Source organism: Nocardia sp. NPDC004654 (assembly GCF_040609595.1).
In the GTDB taxonomy this organism is placed as follows: domain Bacteria; phylum Actinomycetota; class Actinomycetes; order Mycobacteriales; family Mycobacteriaceae; genus Nocardia.
This window is the reverse complement of record NZ_JBEXKI010000001.1, coordinates 144,311-160,459: the sequence shown is the minus strand read 5'-3', so window position 1 is coordinate 160,459 and position 16,149 is coordinate 144,311. Positions and strand designations below refer to the sequence as shown.

General features: G+C 69.7%; 17 protein-coding genes and 1 tRNA gene. 12 read left to right on the top strand and 6 right to left on the bottom strand.

Going from position 1 to position 16,149, the window contains the following annotated elements:
- Positions 1–4: 4 nt before the first annotated feature.
- Positions 5–424 (bottom strand): very short patch repair endonuclease, encoded by a 420-nt coding sequence (locus tag ABZV58_RS00750; RefSeq protein ID WP_354998096.1) that lies wholly within the window; start codon positions 422–424, stop codon positions 5–7.
- A 4-nt stretch (positions 425–428) separates the two neighbouring features.
- Entirely contained in the window at positions 429–1,583 is a 1,155-nt protein-coding gene (gene dcm / locus ABZV58_RS00745) for a DNA (cytosine-5-)-methyltransferase (protein ID WP_354998095.1), read from the bottom strand.
- Positions 1,584–1,886: 303 nt separating this feature from the next.
- Between dcm and ABZV58_RS00740 the strand changes: the two genes are divergently transcribed.
- Both ABZV58_RS00740 and fadD32 read left to right on the top strand, forming a co-directional pair.
- Positions 1,887–3,137 carry a KasA/KasB family beta-ketoacyl-ACP synthase gene (locus ABZV58_RS00740; protein WP_354998094.1) on the top strand — a complete coding sequence of 417 codons (1,251 nt, stop codon included), beginning with the start codon at positions 1,887–1,889 and terminating at the stop codon, positions 3,135–3,137.
- 141 nt (positions 3,138–3,278) lie between these two features.
- Entirely contained in the window at positions 3,279–5,195 is a 1,917-nt protein-coding gene (gene fadD32 / locus ABZV58_RS00735; protein WP_354998985.1) for a long-chain-fatty-acid--AMP ligase FadD32, read from the top strand.
- A 4-nt stretch (positions 5,196–5,199) separates the two neighbouring features.
- Here fadD32 and ABZV58_RS00730 read toward each other — a convergent pair whose 3' ends face one another.
- On the bottom strand, positions 5,200–5,478 hold the full coding sequence (locus ABZV58_RS00730; RefSeq protein WP_354998093.1) for an antibiotic biosynthesis monooxygenase family protein: 279 nt from the start codon (positions 5,476–5,478) through the stop codon (positions 5,200–5,202).
- A 156-nt stretch (positions 5,479–5,634) separates the two neighbouring features.
- Between ABZV58_RS00730 and ABZV58_RS00725 the strand changes: the two genes are divergently transcribed.
- The 3 genes from ABZV58_RS00725 (at position 5,635) to ABZV58_RS00715 (ending at position 10,107) form a co-directional block, all read left to right on the top strand.
- On the top strand, positions 5,635–7,488 hold the full coding sequence (locus tag ABZV58_RS00725; protein ID WP_354998092.1) for an ABC transporter ATP-binding protein: 1,854 nt from the start codon (positions 5,635–5,637) through the stop codon (positions 7,486–7,488).
- Complete coding sequence (locus ABZV58_RS00720) at positions 7,485–9,398, top strand: ABC transporter ATP-binding protein (protein ID WP_354998091.1); 1,914 nt, start codon at positions 7,485–7,487, stop codon at positions 9,396–9,398. Before ABZV58_RS00725 ends, ABZV58_RS00720 begins: the two co-directional genes overlap by 4 nt.
- Positions 9,399–9,501: 103 nt before the next feature.
- A complete protein-coding gene (locus ABZV58_RS00715; protein ID WP_354998090.1) occupies positions 9,502–10,107 on the top strand; it encodes a putative glycolipid-binding domain-containing protein in 606 nt (201 codons plus the stop codon).
- 184 nt (positions 10,108–10,291) lie between these two features.
- Here the strand turns inward: ABZV58_RS00715 and ABZV58_RS00710 are convergent, their stop codons facing one another.
- The gene (locus ABZV58_RS00710) at positions 10,292–11,245 is read right to left on the bottom strand and encodes a prephenate dehydrogenase (RefSeq protein WP_354998089.1); all 954 of its coding nucleotides are present in this window, start codon (positions 11,243–11,245) and stop codon (positions 10,292–10,294) included.
- A 58-nt stretch (positions 11,246–11,303) separates the two neighbouring features.
- Between ABZV58_RS00710 and ABZV58_RS00705 the strand changes: the two genes are divergently transcribed.
- The 5 genes from ABZV58_RS00705 (at position 11,304) to ABZV58_RS00685 (ending at position 13,259) form a co-directional block, all read left to right on the top strand.
- Positions 11,304–11,843 (top strand): tRNA adenosine deaminase-associated protein, encoded by a 540-nt coding sequence (locus ABZV58_RS00705; protein WP_354998088.1) that lies wholly within the window; start codon positions 11,304–11,306, stop codon positions 11,841–11,843.
- Between the two features lie 13 nt (positions 11,844–11,856).
- A complete protein-coding gene (locus ABZV58_RS00700; protein ID WP_354998087.1) occupies positions 11,857–12,333 on the top strand; it encodes a nucleoside deaminase in 477 nt (158 codons plus the stop codon).
- 66 nt (positions 12,334–12,399) lie between these two features.
- Positions 12,400–12,490: transfer RNA gene (locus ABZV58_RS00695), tRNA-Ser, on the top strand.
- A gap of 134 nt (positions 12,491–12,624) precedes the next feature.
- A complete protein-coding gene (locus ABZV58_RS00690) occupies positions 12,625–12,885 on the top strand; it encodes a hypothetical protein (RefSeq protein ID WP_354998086.1) in 261 nt (86 codons plus the stop codon).
- Positions 12,882–13,259, top strand: a complete 378-nt coding sequence (locus ABZV58_RS00685) for a PIN domain-containing protein (RefSeq protein ID WP_354998085.1) — start codon at positions 12,882–12,884, stop codon at positions 13,257–13,259. Before ABZV58_RS00690 ends, ABZV58_RS00685 begins: the two co-directional genes overlap by 4 nt.
- 92 nt (positions 13,260–13,351) lie before the next feature.
- Here ABZV58_RS00685 and ABZV58_RS00680 read toward each other — a convergent pair whose 3' ends face one another.
- Positions 13,352–13,528, bottom strand: coding sequence for a hypothetical protein (locus ABZV58_RS00680; protein ID WP_354998084.1), 177 nt, complete (start codon positions 13,526–13,528; stop codon positions 13,352–13,354).
- Positions 13,529–13,722: 194 nt separating this feature from the next.
- Between ABZV58_RS00680 and ABZV58_RS00675 the strand changes: the two genes are divergently transcribed.
- On the top strand, positions 13,723–13,923 hold the full coding sequence (locus tag ABZV58_RS00675) for a hypothetical protein (RefSeq protein WP_067789709.1): 201 nt from the start codon (positions 13,723–13,725) through the stop codon (positions 13,921–13,923).
- 146 nt (positions 13,924–14,069) lie between these two features.
- Here ABZV58_RS00675 and ABZV58_RS00670 read toward each other — a convergent pair whose 3' ends face one another.
- The gene (locus ABZV58_RS00670; RefSeq protein ID WP_354998083.1) at positions 14,070–15,026 is read right to left on the bottom strand and encodes an NADP-dependent oxidoreductase; all 957 of its coding nucleotides are present in this window, start codon (positions 15,024–15,026) and stop codon (positions 14,070–14,072) included.
- A gap of 106 nt (positions 15,027–15,132) precedes the next feature.
- Here ABZV58_RS00670 and ABZV58_RS00665 point away from each other — a divergent pair, with 106 nt between their 5' ends.
- Positions 15,133–16,107: a helix-turn-helix domain-containing protein gene (locus ABZV58_RS00665; RefSeq protein ID WP_354998082.1), complete on the top strand. Its 975-nt coding sequence runs from the start codon at positions 15,133–15,135 to the stop codon at positions 16,105–16,107.
- The last annotated feature ends 42 nt before the right edge of the window (positions 16,108–16,149 follow it).

Sequence of the window (16,149 nt, the reverse complement as noted above, 5' to 3'; positions counted from 1 at the left end):
TGCGTCAGCCGGGTTTCCGGCCCAGCGCGGCCTGCACTCGATCGGCCGCCGCGGCCGGGTTCTCGTGTTCCCAGATCCGCACCACCTGCCATCCGGCGGCGTGCAGGGTCGCGTCGGTGGCGCGATCGCGGGCGACATTGCCCGCGAGCTTGGTCGCCCACCATTCGGCGTTGTTCTTCGGATAGGTCGCGTGCTCAGGGCAGCTGTGCCAGAAGCATCCGTCGACGTACACCGCGACCTTGCGCCGCGGAAAGACCACGTCGGCGCGGCGGCGTTGGCCGCGAAGGGGCGCGCGGTCCACGAAATAGCGCAGCCCCCGCCGGTGCAGTTCGCGGCGCAGGGCCAGTTCCGGCGCGGTCCCGCTGCGCTGCTGCCTGGCCAGCCGGGCGCTGGTCGCGGCATCGGTGCGTGGGCGTTCGATCATCGGCTCAGGCCGCCCAGCCGCCCATGCGGTCCAGGTGGTTCTCCACGTCGGTGAGGAAACCGTCGGGGAACCGCAGCGAGCCCATTCCCGCCCGCCGCAGGAATCCCGCGGTCGCGCGCGCGGAGAGCAGGCGCGAATCGGTGAGGAAGTTCTTCAGGTCCTCGTACGGCTCGTGCACCGGCCAGGTGGACACCGGCACGCGGTAGGCCGTTCCGCCCCGGCCCCACGCCGCCGTCGGCCACGGCTGACCGGTCAGCAGGACCCGATCGTGCGGAATCGGATCCAGCGGCGCGGCGAGTCGCGCGCCGACCCAGGCCGCCATCCGCACGCTCACCGCGTTGCCGATCAGTTTCCAGCGGTGTCCATGCCGGATGCCGCGGACCGTGGTGGCGGGCGCGGTCCAGTCGGCGGCGAAGCCCTGCAACCGTTCTCCGTCGACCAGGCCGGGTGTCACGATCTCGCCCGACGGCAGTCGCACGGCGGGCGGGCTCGCGATGCCCAGCGCCGACCCGCCTTTCAGGGTGGGCACCGCGTTCACCGCCCAGCCGAGCCCGCGCACGCCCTCGGTCCAGTAGAACCCGCAGGGGTCGCTGTCCGCGTCACCGAGGTCGAGCGGTCCCGCGTCGTCGCCGAAGAGCACGCGGCGCGGATCCTCGGTGCGCGAGGCCAGCATCAGCACGCGCTGGCGGCGCTGCGGCAGGCCGAAAGCGCGCGCGTCGACGACGCGGTATGCCCAGGTGTAGCCGAGTTCGTCCAACGCCTCGGTGATGTGCCGCATGGCCGCACCGCGGCCCAATTGCAGCATGAACGGGACGTTCTCGATCAGCAGCCAGCGCGGCCCGCGCTTGCGGCGCACCAGACGGAACACCTCGTCGACCAGGCCCGAGCGCTGGCCGGTGATGCCCGCGGTGCGGCCCGCTTGCGAGAGGTCCTGGCAGGGAAACCCGGCCGCGACGAGTTCGGTGCCCGCGGGAATGCCGCGCAGCCGGGTGATGTCGGAATGCAGCGGGACGTCGGTGAAGTGCGCGGCGAGCACCGCCTGAGCGCCCGCGTCGATCTCGCAGAGCAGTTCGGAACGCCAGCCGTGCTCGGCGAGACCGAGCTCGAGCCCGCCGATCCCGGCGAACAGCCCGACCATCCGCCCGCCCGTCACAGTCATCCCTTCTCGCGATTCCACGACGGGCGCCAACACGTCCGCGCTCCGTGCCCCGCACAGCACGTTACTCGAGCCCGTCCGCGCGGACCACCGGCAGGACCGCCGGTACGCGTCGACTCGGCGGTCGCGGCCACCGTGTCGATTCGCGCGTCTTGCTGCGGATTAGCTCGGCCTCCTCGATAATCCCAATCGGCCGAATCTAGATCACGGCTGCTTCTCCTGCTCTTCCGCTTGGCCTTCCGACGCCGACGGCGTCGGCGCGCAGTTCCCGGAACACCCATGCGAACGCCAGGAAAGTGAGTCCTGATGCAGTCTCCGTCCACCAAGCGTGGCAACTTCCCCGATGTCGTGGTGACCAGCCTCGCGGCGACCACTTCGATCGCGGGTGATGTCGACTCCACCTGGAAGGGGTTGTTGAACGGCGAGAGCGGCATAGATGTCCTCGAGGATCCGTTCATCGACCAGTTCGAGTTGCCGGTGCGTATCGGCGGGCACCTGAAGGTGGCCCCCGATACCGCCCTGTCCCCCGACGAGGTCCGCATGCTGGCGTACGTGGAGCAGATGGCCACCGTGCTCGCCCGCGAGGTCTGGCGCAATGCGGGCAGTCCCGAGGTGGATCGGGATCGGCTCGGCGTCTCCGTCGGCACCGGCCTCGGCGGCGCGGAGGCCATGATCGACCAGCGCGACAAGTTGCACAACGGCGGCTACCGCAAAGTCTCGCCGCTGGCGGTGCAGTGGATCATGCCGAACGGCCCGGCCGCGTGCGTCGGCATCGAAGTCGGTGCGCGGGCGGGGGTCTGCACACCGGTCTCGGCGTGCTCGTCCGGCTCGGAGGCGATCGCCAACGCCTGGAAGATGATCGTGATGGGCGACGCGGACATGGTCGTCACCGGTGGCGTGGAGGGCTCCATCCAGGCGCTTCCGATCGCGGCGTTCACCATGATGCGGGCGATGAGCACCCGCAACGACGATCCGAAGGCGGCCTCGCGGCCGTTCGACGTGGACCGCGACGGATTCGTCTTCGGCGAGGCTGGGGCGATGATGGTGCTGGAGACCGAGGAACACGCCAAGGCCCGCGGCGCGACCATCCACGCCCGGCTGCTCGGCGCAGGCGTCACCTCCGACGGCTTCCACCTCGTCGCTCCCGACCCGGAGGGCACCGGCGCCGCGCGCGCGATGACCAGGGCGCTGCACACCGCCGGTCTGACGAAAAGCGATGTCGCGCATATCAACGCGCACGCCACCGCGACCCCGATCGGCGACACCGCCGAGGCGCTGGCGATCGGCAAGGCGGTCGGCTCGCACGCGTCGGTCTACGCGCCGAAATCCGCGCTCGGCCATTCGATCGGCGCGGTCGGCGCGCTGGAGTCGGTGCTCACCGTGCTGAGCGTGCGCGACGGCATCGTCCCGCCGACGCTGAATCTGGAGAACCAGGACCCCGAGGTCGACCTGGACGTCGTCAAGGGCGGCGCGCGGCATGGCCGCATCGACTACGCGATCAACAACTCGTTCGGTTTCGGTGGGCACAACGTGGCGATCGCGTTCGGAAGGTACTGAGGCAAGGGGTAGGCAGCGGGTCATACTCGTGCCGCATGACTGCGATCCGCAGACCTGCTAGCCTTCCCGACGCTCCGCTGTCGATCTGTGTTCGGTGTCACCGCGCGATTTCGCGCAGTGCGTTGGAAAAGGATGGCGATGATCCCCGAGACTTTCGGCGAATATCTGGACGAGCAGGGCAACATCACGATCCTGGGTGACAAGACTCTGATCGACTTCGTCGACCAGCACACCACCGCGAACCCGGACGGTCTCGCGTACCGGTTCATCGACTACTCGCGCGAGCGCGACGGCGAGTACCAGGACCTGACCTGGAGCCAGTTCAGCGTGCGGCTGCGCGCGGTGGCGGCCCGGCTGCAACAGGTGGCGCAGGCGGGCGACCGGGTCGCGATCCTTGCGCCGCAAGGTCTGGACTACGTGATCTCGCTGTTCGCCGCGGTGTACGCGGGCGCGATCGCGGTGCCGCTGTTCGACCCGGAGGAGCAGGGGCACACCGACCGGCTGAACGCGGTGCTCGCCGACTGCGCTCCCGCGGTGATCCTCACCGTCTCCACGGCGGCCGCGGGTGTGCGGAACTTCTTCCGGCACCTGCCCGCCACGCAGCGGCCGCGCATCATCGCCGTGGACGCGATCCCGGACGGCGTCGGCACCAGTTGGGTGCGCCCGGACATCGACATCGACAGCGTCGCCTACCTCCAGTACACCTCCGGCTCCACCAGGACGCCCGCGGGCGTGGAGATCACCCACCGCGCGGTGGGCACCAACTTGCTACAGATGATCGATGCCATCGGCGTGAGCGAGAACTCGCGCGGGGTCACCTGGCTGCCGTTGTTCCACGACATGGGCCTGCTGTGCGTGATCCTGCCGACCGTCGGCGGCGGGTTCATCACGATCATGTCCCCGAGCGCGTTCGTGCGCCGTCCCTCCCGCTGGATCAAGGAGCTGGCCGCGGTCTCCGACGGCGCCGGAACATTCGCCGCCGCCCCGAATTTCGCGTTCGAGCACGCCGCGGCGCGCGGTCTGCCGAAACCGGGCGAGGAACTGGACCTGTCGAACGTCATCGGGCTGATCAACGGCAGCGAGCCGGTCTCGGTGACGTCGATGAAGAAGTTCAACGACGCGTTCGCCCCCTACGGCCTGTCCAAGACCGCGATCAAGCCCTGCTACGGCATGGCGGAGGCGACCCTGTTCGTCTCGGCGACCAGGGCGCAGGACGAGGCCAAGGTGGTCTACGTGGATCGCGGCGAACTGAACGCGGGTCGGATGGTGCAGGTCGAGCCCGGCGCCGACAACGCCATCGCGCAGGTGTCGTGCGGCTATGTGTCGCTGTCGCAGTGGGCCGCGATCGTCGATCCCGAGACCGGCGTCGAGCGGGCCGACGGCGAGGTCGGCGAGATCTGGTTGCACGGCAACAATATGGGCATCGGCTACTGGGGCAGGCCGGAGGAATCCGCCGCGACCTTCCGCAACCGGCTGCACCGGCGGCCGGAGGGCAGCCGCGCGGAAGGCGCCGCGGCGGACGCGAACTGGATGCGCACCGGCGATTTCGGCGCCTACTTCGACGGCGAACTCTTCATCACCGGCCGCGTCAAGGACCTGGTGATCGTGGACGGCCGCAACCACTACCCGCAGGACCTCGAGTACTCGGCGCAGGAAGCGAGCGACGCGCTACGCCCCGGCTTCGTGGCCGCGTTCTCGGTTCCCGCGAACCAGTTGCCCTCCGAGTGCTTCGAACAGGGCGGCGCGGCAAGCGGATTCGACGCCGAGGACACCTCCGAGCAGTTGGTCGTCGTCGCCGAACGCGGCACCGGCGCGGCCAAGGCGGAGGCGGGCCCGATCGCCGACGCGGTGCGCGGCGCGATCGCGCAGCGGCACGGCGTGACGGTCCGCGACCTGCTGCTGGTGCCCGCGGGCTCGATTCCGCGCACCTCCAGCGGCAAGATCGCCCGGCGCGCCTGCCGCGCCGCCTATCTGGAAGGCACGCTGCGCGGCGGTTACCGGCAGCAGTCGTTCCCGGACTCGGTGGAGCGGGAACCCGAGGGCGCGGGAATTCGCTGATCCGCTACAGGCGGGTCTCGGTGGTGTAGTCGAACTCGCGCACGTCCGCGCCGACGATCCGGGTCTCCAGCCCGTCCGAGGGGCCTTCGCCGCGAAAGCGTTCGGCGTCGGCGCGGGTCGACCACCGCTCGTACACGTTGACCCGATCGGGCTCCAGCAGATCCGCGCCGAGACAGAAGTCGAGGCACCCCTCGGCCGCCCGCGCTTGTTCGACGACCTCCCGGCAGCGCGCCAGGTAGTCGTCGCGATCGGTGACCCGTAGATATCCGGCGACGATCAGCATTCCCGCAGCTTAGACCGGCTGCGGGAATGCGGTGTGCGAAAAAATCGGTTGGCCGGAGCGAGCCTTGATGCGACCCTGAGATGTCGGATCCCGGTGCGAACATCGCCGGGCGCCTGATTCTCGGACACCGCGATCCACGAACCACGAGGGGGAGCCTTGTCAGTCACGCTGGAGTTGCCGTCGGCCGAATCGGACGCGGACAGACCCGAGCGGCCCGCCGCTACGACGCCGGGCCGCCTGCATTCCCTGCGGCGCTTCGCGCCATACCTGCGCCCGCACCGGGCCGCCCTGATCGGGGCGACCACACTGGCGGTGCTCGCGACGCTGACCGCGGTCGTCATTCCGCTGCTGATCGCGCGCATCATCGACGGACCCATCGCGCACCGCGATCTCGGCGGTGCTGTCGTGCCGGTGCTGCTGGTGCTGCTGCTCGGCATGCTGGAGGCGTTCGGCATCTGGGGTCGGCGGTGGCTGGTCTCCAAGCCCGCGACGGCGTTCGAGATCACGTTGCGCGCCAAGATCTTCCGCAAGCTGCAAGCGTTGGCGATCGGTCGCCACGATGCCTGGGAGTCGGGTCAGCTGCTCTCGCGCGCCGTCGACGACCTGGCCACCATGCGCCGGTTCGTCGCGTTCGCCGGGCCGTTCCTGGTGATCCACATCGTGGTGATCCCGGTCGGTCTGCTCGTGCTGTGCGCGCTGAGCTGGCGCGTCGGCCTGATCTTCGGCCTCATCGCGATTCCGTTGGTGTTCGTCGCGACCAACTTCGAGCGGCGCTACGCGGTGGCCTCCCGGCGCTCGCAGGACCAGTCCGGTGACCTGGCGACCACCGCGGAGGAATCCGTGCAGGGCGTGCGCGTCCTCAAGGCGTTCGGCCGCGGCCTGTTCTTCGGTTCGCGGTTCACCACCCAGTCGCGCGAGCTGCAACAGACCGAACTCGCGAAGGTGCGCCTCGACGCCAAGCTCTGGTCGGCCATGATGGGCATGCCCCAGCTCGCCATCGCCTTCGCACTCGGCTACGGCGGTTACGCGGTGGCGCACGGCACCATGACGCTCGGCACCCTGGTCGCGGCCATCACGCTGGCGACTTTTCTACAGTGGCCGATCATCTGGACCGGCTTCCTGCTCGCCGAGCTGAACGACGCGCGCACCGCGGCCGACCGCTACTGGGAGATCATCGACACCCCGATCGACATCACCGATCCCGCCGACCCGGTGCGTTTGCCCGAGCGCGTCGCGGGTGAACTGACTTTGGACAATGTGCGTTTCGCGTTCCCGCGCGGCGAAGACGAGGGCGAGGACGCGACGCCGGACGCGCAACGCGAAGTGCTGCGCGGCGTCTCGCTGACGGTGCGGCCGGGCGAAACCGTGGCGCTGGTCGGCGCGACGGGCAGCGGAAAGACCGCGCTGCTCAACCTGATTCCGCGGCTCTACGACGTGACCGGCGGCGCGATCACCATCGACGGCATCGACATCGCCGCGATGCGGGTCGCGGATCTGCGCTCGCTGGTGACGGTGGCGTTCGAGGACCCGGTGCTGTTCTCGGCGAGCGTGCGCGAGAACGTCGCGCTCGGCGATCCGGAGGCCACCGACGCGGACGTGCGCCGTGCGCTCGACGTCGCCCAGGCGACGGAATTCGTGGACAAGCTGCCGTGGGGTCTCGACACCAGGATCGGCGAACAGGGCCTGAGCCTGTCCGGCGGCCAGCGGCAACGGCTGGCCCTGGCCCGCGCGGTGCTCGGCCGCGACGGCGCCGGTGACCGGGGCAGGATAATGGTGCTCGACGACCCGCTGTCGGCGCTGGACGTGGAGACCGAGGAACGGGTGCAGGAGCGGCTGCGCACCGTGCTGGCGGGCGCGACCACGCTGCTCGTCGCGCACCGGCCCTCCACCGCGGCGCTGGCCGATCGGGTCGCGCTGCTCGCCGAGGGTCGCATCGTCGCCGAGGGCAGCCACGATCACCTGCTGCGCACCAGTGCCCGCTATCGCGAACTGATGGGAGGCGTGTCGTGAACGCGACGGAGACGGCGCCGAAAGACGCCGCGAGCGAGCCGGATTCGGGCGCGCGTGACGAGGTCGCCGACTGGCGCGGTATCGCCAGTGAGGACAAAGAGGTCACCGAGACCGGAAACCTGGTGCTGGCCGGGCGGTCCCGGCGGCTGCTACTCGATCTGGTGCGCCCGTACCGCAGGCTCGCGGTGCTCGCGCTGGTGCTGATCGTGGTCGACAACGCGGCCACCGTGTCGGCGCCGCTGTTCATCGCCTACGGGCTCGACACCGGCATCGCCGAAGGCGCCGAAGGCAATTGGACGCCGCTGACACTCACCGTCGCGGGCTACCTCGGCGTGCTCGGCATCAGCGTGCTCACCACTTTCACCTTCCTGCGGGTCTCGGGCAGGCTCAGCCAGAGCGTGCTGTTCGACCTGCGGGTGCGGCTTTTCGAGCACATGCAGCGGCTGAGCGTGAGCTTCCACGAGAAGTACACCTCGGGCAAGGCGGTCGCCCGGCTCACCGGCGACATCGAAACTCTCCAGGAGCTGCTGGAGAGTGCGCTGAACCAGGCGCTGAGCGCGATCCTCTCGGTGGTCACCATCGCGGTGCTGCTCGTGTACCTGGACCAGACGCTCGCGGCGATCGTGCTCGTCGGTTTCGTGCCGCTCGCGCTGGTCACCAGGTGGGCGCAGCGCAGGCAGCGCGCGGGTTACCGGCGCACCCGCGGCGCCATCGCCAAGGTCGTCGTGCAGTTCGTCGAGTCCATGGGCGGTATGCGCGCGGTGCAGGCGTTCCGCCGCGAGCAGCGCAACGAGGCGGTGCTCGCCGCCGAGGACGCGGAGTACCGGACCGCGACCACCGCCGCCATGCGCGGCATGGGCGACTACGCCGGACTCACCCGGCTGCTCGGCAACCTCACCACGGTGATCGTCATCGTGGTCGGCGCGTGGCAGGTGATCGAGGGCAATCTCGCCGTCGGCGTGCTCGCTGCCTACCTGCTGTACCTCAACGAGTTCTACGGTCCGCTGGACGAACTCGCCCAGGTGTTCAACTCCTACCAGTCCGCCGCGGCGGCGCTGGAGAAGATCTCCGGCGTGCTGGAGGAGGAGCCCTCGGTGCCGGAACCGAAGGATCCGGCGCCGATGGGAAAGGCCGCGGGCGCGGTGCGGATGGACGGGGTGTGGTTCGGCTACGACTCCGCGCCAGGCCCGGAAGCGCTCGACGCGGAGACGTCGCCGGGGCGCGGGCCGGTGCTCCCCGAGTTCTCGTTGGAGATTCCGGCCGGGCAGGTCATCGCGCTGGTCGGTGCGACGGGCGCGGGCAAGTCGACCCTGGCCAAGCTGCTGACCAGGTTCTACGACCCGTCCGGCGGCACGGTCACGCTGGACGGGGTCGACCTGCGCCGCATCTCCGACGCGGACCTGCGGCGCAATGTCGTGATGGTCACCCAGGAGTCCTACCTCTTCTCCGGCTCGGTGGCCGACAACATCCGGCTCGGCAAGCCGGAGGCCACCGACGCCGAGGTGCACGCGGCGGCCCGCGCGGTCGGGCTGTACGACTTCGTGGTGAAGCTGCCCGAGGGGTTCGACACCGACGTTCGCAAGCGCGGCGGCAGGCTCTCCGCTGGTCAGCGGCAGTTGGTCGCGTTCGCGCGGGTCTTCCTCGCCGATCCGGCGGTCATCGTGCTCGACGAGGCCACCTCCAGTCTCGACATCCCCAGCGAACGGTTGGTGCAGCGGGCGCTGGAGACGGTCTTGCGGGACCGGACCGCCGTGATCATCGCGCACCGGCTGTCCACCGTCGCGATCGCGGACCGCGTACTGGTGCTCGAGCACGGCCGGATCGTCGAGGACGGCGCACCCGCCGAACTGATCGAAGGCGCGGGCCGGTTCGCCGGACTGCACGCCGCGTGGCGCGAGTCGCTCGTGTGATGCCCGCGAGTGGCCCGGAGGAGGTAGCGCGGCGTGACCACACAGGGACCCGCGAGCGCCGCAAAAAATCAGGGTGGCGGCTTTTTTCGCTTACGGTAGATACGTGACCAATCCAGCCCCTGCCCCCGACAGCAAACCGGCGGCACCTCGGTGGCCGGCGATTCTGACGTGGCGCGCGCACAACGCGACACGGATGGAGTCGGTGCGTGTGACGCTGAACGGCAATCGCATCCGCGCCGCCGGTCGCATGATCGGCGGCGCTTGTGCGGACCATCCCGCGTTCAGCGCGTCCTATGACCTGGTCACCGACGAGAACGGCGTCACGAAACGGCTCTCGCTGCGCACGACCACGGCGGCGGGGGAGCGGCACGCATCGATCGCGAGGGACGAGGAGAACTACTGGCTGGTCGACGCGGGCGGCAGCCACGTTCGCTCCACTTTCGCGGGCGCGCTGGACGTGGACGTGGTGCTCAGCCCGTTCTTCAACACCCTGCCGATCCGCCGCTACGGACTCCAGCACGCGGTCGACGACCTGGAGGTGCCGGTGGTGTACGTGCGCCTGCCCGATCTGCTCGTGCAGGAAGCCAGCCTGATCTACAGCGCGGGCGCCGACGGGATCAGCGTGCTGTCGCCGGTCTCCAGCGCGACGGTCACCGTCGACGAGGACGGCTTCCTCCTGGATTACCCGGGGCTGGCCGAACGCATCTGAAGACGCGGCTCAGCCCGTCGCGAGGTCGCGGAGCAGCCCGAGGCTTTTGCGCCACGCCAGCGCGGTGGTTTCCGCGTCCTCCGATTCGGCCGTCTACGTGATGGCGACGAGGGTGCCGCCCCGGATCAGCAGTGCCCACCGGGTTGTCTGTGCGACCGGATCAGCAGTTCCTCTCGGACGGTGGTCACAAGTCCACGGCCGTGATCACGCCGCCGCGCTGCCCCGCCTCGCGCAGCCGGTCCAGCCAGTCGTGGTCGCCGGGGCGCACGTCGGTGATCTCCCAGCGGCGCGCGGTCTCGTAGCCGTTCCTCGCGTCGTGGCCCGCCCGCGTCAGGTCCGCGAGCGAACCGTCCTCGGCCAGGGCGTCGCGGGCCGCGCCGAGCACCGTCAGCGTTTCCTCGAGCACCGCGAGCAGGGCGTCGGCGTTCGGTTCGCAGATCGCGCGCACCAGTTCCGGGGCGGTCCCCGCCACTCTGGTGCCGTCGCGGAACGAGCCCGCGGCCAGGCCTAGCGCGAGCGGCCCGCCGCCCGCGCCCGCGATGGCCAGCGCCTCGGCGAGCACGTGCGGTAGATGCGAGATCCGGGCGACGGCCCGATCGTGTTCCTCGGCGACCACCGGAACCACCACCGACCCGCAGTCCAGCGCCAGCGCCGCCACCCGCCGCCACGGGTCCGCGTGCGTGCCGGGATCGACGCCGACCGCCCATACCGCGCCGTGGAACAACTCGGGATCGGTGGCCGCCCAACCGGATTCGGACGTCCCGGCCATCGGATGCCCGCCGACGTAGCGTGCGGCCAGACCGTGCTGTCGTACGGCCGCCGCCACCGGCGCCTTCACGCTCACCACGTCGGTGAGCACGCAGCCGGGTGCGAAGGTGGCCACGGAGGCGAGGATGTGGTCGACGGCGGGCATCGGCACCGCGATCACGATCAGCGCGTCGTCGGCCGCGGCCCGGCCGAGCACGCCGGGCAGGTCGTCGTCGACGTCGAAACCGTCGGCCCGCGCGGCCGCCACCCCGGCCCGCGATCTGTTGTAGCCGAACGCCGAATAACCCGCCGCCGCGGCGGCGCGCAGCAGGGAACCGCCGATCAGGCCCGTCCCGAGGACACACACCGGTGCTTTCTGGTCGCGAGTCACCGGAACAGATTCGCATACGACTTCAACATTTGAGCTCGAGCCGACTACCGTTGCGGCCATGGCAGCACAGCGCTCGGGCACGAACAGGGCGGCGTCGGAAGATTACGACGACGTGGAAGGGTTCGCAGTTGCGGTTGTCCGCGAAGAAGGCAAATGGCGGTGTAGTCCGCTGAGCCAGGAAGCGCTCAGCGATTTGTCCGTCGCGGAAAACGAGCTGAAGGCATTGCGCAGCTCCGGGGCGGTCTTCGGGCTGCTCGACATCGACGACGAGTTCTTCATCGTGTTGCGCCCCGCGCCGAGCGGCACCAGGCTGCTCGTCTCGGACGCCACCGCCGCGATCGATTACGACATCGCCGCCGATGTGCTCGAGGCCTTGAATATCGAAATCCCCGATATCGAGCCCGACGAACTCGACGACATCGAACCGTGGGAAGAGGGCGATCTCGCCGTGCTCGCCGACCTCGGTCTGCCCGAGCCGGTGCTGAGCGTGATCCTCGCCGAGACCGACCTGTACCCGGACGAGCAGCTCGGCATGATCGCGCAGCGCCTGGGCTTCGCCAACGAACTCTCGGCGGTGCTGGACAAGCTGCCGCGGTGATCGTGGTGCGCGCATGAACGTGCTGCCCGAGAACCCGCTCGTGTCCGACCTCGCGATGATGCGCGCCGCGCTCGACGCGGCGGCGGCCGCCGATCCGCGCGACGTGCCCGTCGGCGCGGTGGTCTTCGACGCGTCCGGCCGGGAACTGGCCCGCGCCGCCAACGCCAGGGAAGCCCTTGGCGACCCGACCGCGCACGCCGAGGTGCTCGCGCTGCGCCGCGCCGCCGAGGTCCACGGCGACGGCTGGCGGCTGGAAGGCGCGACCTTGGCCGTCACCCTCGAGCCGTGCACGATGTGCGCGGGCGCGCTGATCTTGGCCCGCGTCGGGCGGCTGGTTTTCGGCGCGTGGGAGCCGAAGACGGGCGCCGTCGGCTCGCTGTGGGACGTGGTGCGCGACCGACGGCTCAACCACCGCCCGCAGGTCCGCGGCGGCGTCCTCGAACCGGAATGCGCCGCCCTCCTCGACGACTTCTTTCGCACCCAGCGCTGACGGCCGCCGCACCCCCGCTCGCCAGCCGATTTAGCGATCCGGACCCGGTCGGGTAACCTAGTCGGCGGTGGCGTGTCCGAGCGGCCTAAGGAGCACGCCTCGAAAGCGTGTGAGGGGTAACCCCCCTCCGAGGGTTCAAATCCCTCCGCCACCGCCAAAGCCCCTCACTCAACATTCGGGTGAGGGGCTTTCTATTTCCAAGTGCACGAACACACCGTCACGACTCGCCGCCTGCCCGCCACTTCGGCTTCTGCGGTATGACTCGGTCATACCGCTGGGTAGAATGGCTTCATGGCCAAGATCACCATCAGCATTCCCGACGACATCGCCGAGAAGGCGAACAACGCGGTAGCCGCTGGACTGGCGGGTTCGGTGTCGGCGTACTTCACTCAGCTTGCGCAGCGCGAGCCGGATTGGGCTGCTGCCGCTGAGATCGTCGCTGAGCTTGCCACCGAGGCCGGTGTCACCGACGCCGACCGCGCCGAGGCCGCCGCCGCATTCACCGCTGCCGAGAACGCCGCCGCTGCTGACGCTCTCGGCGGTGCCGCGTGATCGTCGTTCTCGACTCCGGCGCACTGATCGGGCTGGAGAAGCGCGGCGCGGCAGCGGTGGCCGCCCTCGAGTACGCGCAGCGCAACACCTACGACGTCATCGTGCCCGCAACGGTTCTCGCGCAGTGCTGGCGCAACAGTCCCCGCCAGCACGCGGTGTCTCGGCTCTTGAAGACTCGCGCCGTCCGTGTGGTGGACCTCGCCGAGGCACACGCCTACGCGGTCGGGAAGTTGCTCGCTGACACCGGTACCGCCGACGTGGTGGACGCGCACGTGATCGTGCTGGCGCGGGCACTGCGGGCAACGCTGGTACTCACCTCCGACCCCGACGACTTGAAAGCCCTCGATCCGGCGGTACGGCTGCACGTCGTATAGGAGCGGTCTCGTTTTGTCGGTCCGATGCCCGTTGTTGTCGAAGTCGAAAGGCACTGCCGCGGATCGGCTCCGTCGCAGTGCCTTTCGAGACCTCAGCGGGTGACGAAGATCAGCGCTGCCACCAGAATCCAACCGACGGACGAGATCAGTGCGCCGATCGCGAGATCCCGGCTGTTCCGGTCCTCCTTCGGTGTGCGGAACAGCGCGAAGATCGCCAGCGGCATGGCGAGAAAGACCCCGCCGAAGAAGCCGGTGATCCAGGCGGCCACGACTCCCCCCGGCGGCGACCCGCGAGCCAAGGGTAGTGCCTCGGGCGCGGCCTCCGCGCACCAGCGGATGAAAGGGCGATTCGGGCGGTAGAACCGCGAATTCCGGGTATACGCCGAACAGATGGAAGCGGGAAGGGATGTGACGCCTAATGCGCCGCCGAGCCGTCCGCGTGGGAACGATGCGCGAGAGTTACATGAGAATCGGAAGTGTGATTGTCCTGATCTGGCTGTTGATCGGTGTGGTCGCCGCGGCGCAGCGGGACTACTTCGACAGCGGTCCGGTGAACTGTGCCGGATTCGGCACAATTGCGGTAACCGTGATCGCGGGCCCGCTCAACTACATGGGCGTGAACCCGAAGATCGCGGATTGCAATGTGCCGGAACCGAGTCCGTAATCGGCGCGGTCAGCGCGTCCGGTGACGGAATCGCGGCCCCGGTGGTCCTCGCGTGACCTCCGGGGCCCGACTTCGGTCAGTGCACGAGTTCCGGCACGGCCTGCTCCGGCGAGGATCTCGAGCAGGCGCCGACGCCGCAACCACGGCTACGTAGCGGGCTCGGCCACCTGGAGCACGATCTTGCCGCGCGTGCGTCCCGTCTCGCCGTAGGCGTGCGCCTTCGCGGCCTCGGTGAGCGGCAGCACCCTGTCGATCTCCGCTCGAAGTTCGCCCACCGCGACGAGCTCGGCGATGGCGGCGAGACCCGCCGAATCCGGTTCGACCACCGGCCAGTCGGCACGGACTCCCCGCGCGTCCGCATCCGCCGCGTCGGGCAGGCCATCCGGTCCGGCCAGCGTCACCAGGCGGCCGCCGCGCCGCAGCACCGGAAGCGAGCGGACACCGTAATCCCCGCCGACGCTGTCGAGCACGATATCGACATCACGCAACTCGGCGGCGAAATCGACGGCGGTGTAGTCGATTACCTCGTCCGCGCCGATCGCGCGCAAGAAGTCGTGCTTGTCCGCGCGCGCCGTGCCGATGACGTAGGCGCCGTGCGCTTTGGCGATCTGGACCGCGAGATGTCCGACACCGCCCGCCGCGCCGTGGATCAGAACCCGCTGTCCCGCACGCAGTTCGGCGGTGTCGATCAGCGCTTGCCACGCGGTCAGACCGGCAAGCGGCAGGGCCGCCGCCTCGATATGGGAGATGTTGCCCGGCTTGCGTGTGAAGTGACGCGAAGGCGCGACGACGAATTCCGCGTACGCCCCGGCCTGGCGCGGGAAGGCGGGCATGCCGAAAACCTCGTCGCCGGGTGCGAACCGGGTGACGCCGGGCCCGACGGCCTCCACGGTTCCCGAGACGTCCCAGCCGACGATCGGCACTTCGCCCCAGGTGACGAAGGCGCCGCTGGCCCGAGTCTTCCAATCGACCGGGTTGACACCGGCTGCGTGCACTCGCACAAGGATCTCGGTCAGGCCCGGCTCCGGGCGCTCGATCTCGATCGGGGTGAGCACCTCGGGCGCGCCCCATTCGCGGGCGGTGACGGCGAGCATGGTCGGCATTCGCGCGGTCCTTTCTGTCTGCTCGTTCGGTGAGCGGAGACCAGATTGCCGTCCGTTTCCTGTCCGCAGTGCTGGCTGGACGGACAATATGTGACAGGATCTGGCCATGACCGCTCGACCGCACCGCGTCGTGGTGCTCGCCCTCGACGGCGTACCGCTGTTCGAATTGGGTATGCCAGCCCGGGTATTCGGCCAGGCATTCGACGCCGAGGGGCACCCGCTGTATCAGGTGATCGTCTGCTCGGTCGACGGTGCGCCGGTCCGCTCCGACACGGGCATCATGCTGGCCGTCGAGCACGGACCCGACGCGCTCGAACAGGCTGACACGGTGCTCATACCGCCCCCGTGCGACAGCGATGACTCGCATGTCGGCGGACCGCTTCCGCCGCGCCTCGCTGACGCGTTCGCCCGGATTAGACCGGACGCCAGGCTGGTGTCCATCTGCACCGGCAGCTATGTGCTCGCCGCCGCGGGCGTTCTCGACGGCCGACCGGCCACCACACACTGGATGCGGACCGAGGAGTTCCGCCGCGCCTACCCCCTGGTGCGCCTCGACGAGGATGTGCTCTTCGTGGACAACGGTGATGTGCTCACCTCGGCGGGCGCGGGTGCCGGCATCGATCTATGCCTGCACCTGGTGCGCCGCGATCACGGCACCGCGATCGCGAACCAGGTCGCCCGCCGCTGCGTCGTCCCGCCCTGGCGCGACGGCGGCCAGGCACAGTTCATCGAACGTCCCGTGCCCGAGCCGACGATGACCTCCACCGCCGCCACCCGCGCCTGGCTGCTCGATCGGCTCGGAGAGCAGATCTCGCTGGAGGAGATGGCCGCCCACGCGCGGATGAGTGTGCGCACCTTCACCCGCCGTTTCCGTGACGAAGTGGGCTCGACGCCCGGTCGCTGGCTGCTCGCTCAGCGTCTGGAACGCGCACGCGACCTGCTGGAGAACAGTGATCTCAGCATCGATCTCGTCGCCCACCGCGCCGGTTTCGGAACTGCCAATTCGCTGCGCCAGCACATGCGTTCGGTTCTCGGCACCTCCCCGAACATCTACCGCCGCACCTTTCGGCGTACGGCCTGACCGATCGCCTCGCCGCGCCGTTTCGTCCTGCGCGCGCAGTCC

What these genes read in the sequence shown, in the direction of transcription:
- ABZV58_RS00750 (WP_354998096.1), bottom strand. Translation starts at nt 424, where the DNA reads ATGATCGAACGCCCACGCACCGATGCCGCGACCAGCGCCCGGCTGGCC.
- dcm (WP_354998095.1), bottom strand. Translation starts at nt 1,583, where the DNA reads ATGACTGTGACGGGCGGGCGGATGGTCGGGCTGTTCGCCGGGATCGGC.
- ABZV58_RS00740 (WP_354998094.1), top strand. Translation starts at nt 1,887, where the DNA reads ATGCAGTCTCCGTCCACCAAGCGTGGCAACTTCCCCGATGTCGTGGTG.
- ABZV58_RS00730 (WP_354998093.1), bottom strand. Translation starts at nt 5,478, where the DNA reads ATGCTGATCGTCGCCGGATATCTACGGGTCACCGATCGCGACGACTAC.
- ABZV58_RS00705 (WP_354998088.1), top strand. Translation starts at nt 11,304, where the DNA reads ATGGCAGCACAGCGCTCGGGCACGAACAGGGCGGCGTCGGAAGATTAC.
- ABZV58_RS00700 (WP_354998087.1), top strand. Translation starts at nt 11,857, where the DNA reads ATGAACGTGCTGCCCGAGAACCCGCTCGTGTCCGACCTCGCGATGATG.
- ABZV58_RS00690 (WP_354998086.1), top strand. Translation starts at nt 12,625, where the DNA reads ATGGCCAAGATCACCATCAGCATTCCCGACGACATCGCCGAGAAGGCG.
- ABZV58_RS00675 (WP_067789709.1), top strand. Translation starts at nt 13,723, where the DNA reads ATGAGAATCGGAAGTGTGATTGTCCTGATCTGGCTGTTGATCGGTGTG.
- ABZV58_RS00670 (WP_354998083.1), bottom strand. Translation starts at nt 15,026, where the DNA reads ATGCCGACCATGCTCGCCGTCACCGCCCGCGAATGGGGCGCGCCCGAG.
- ABZV58_RS00665 (WP_354998082.1), top strand. Translation starts at nt 15,133, where the DNA reads ATGACCGCTCGACCGCACCGCGTCGTGGTGCTCGCCCTCGACGGCGTA.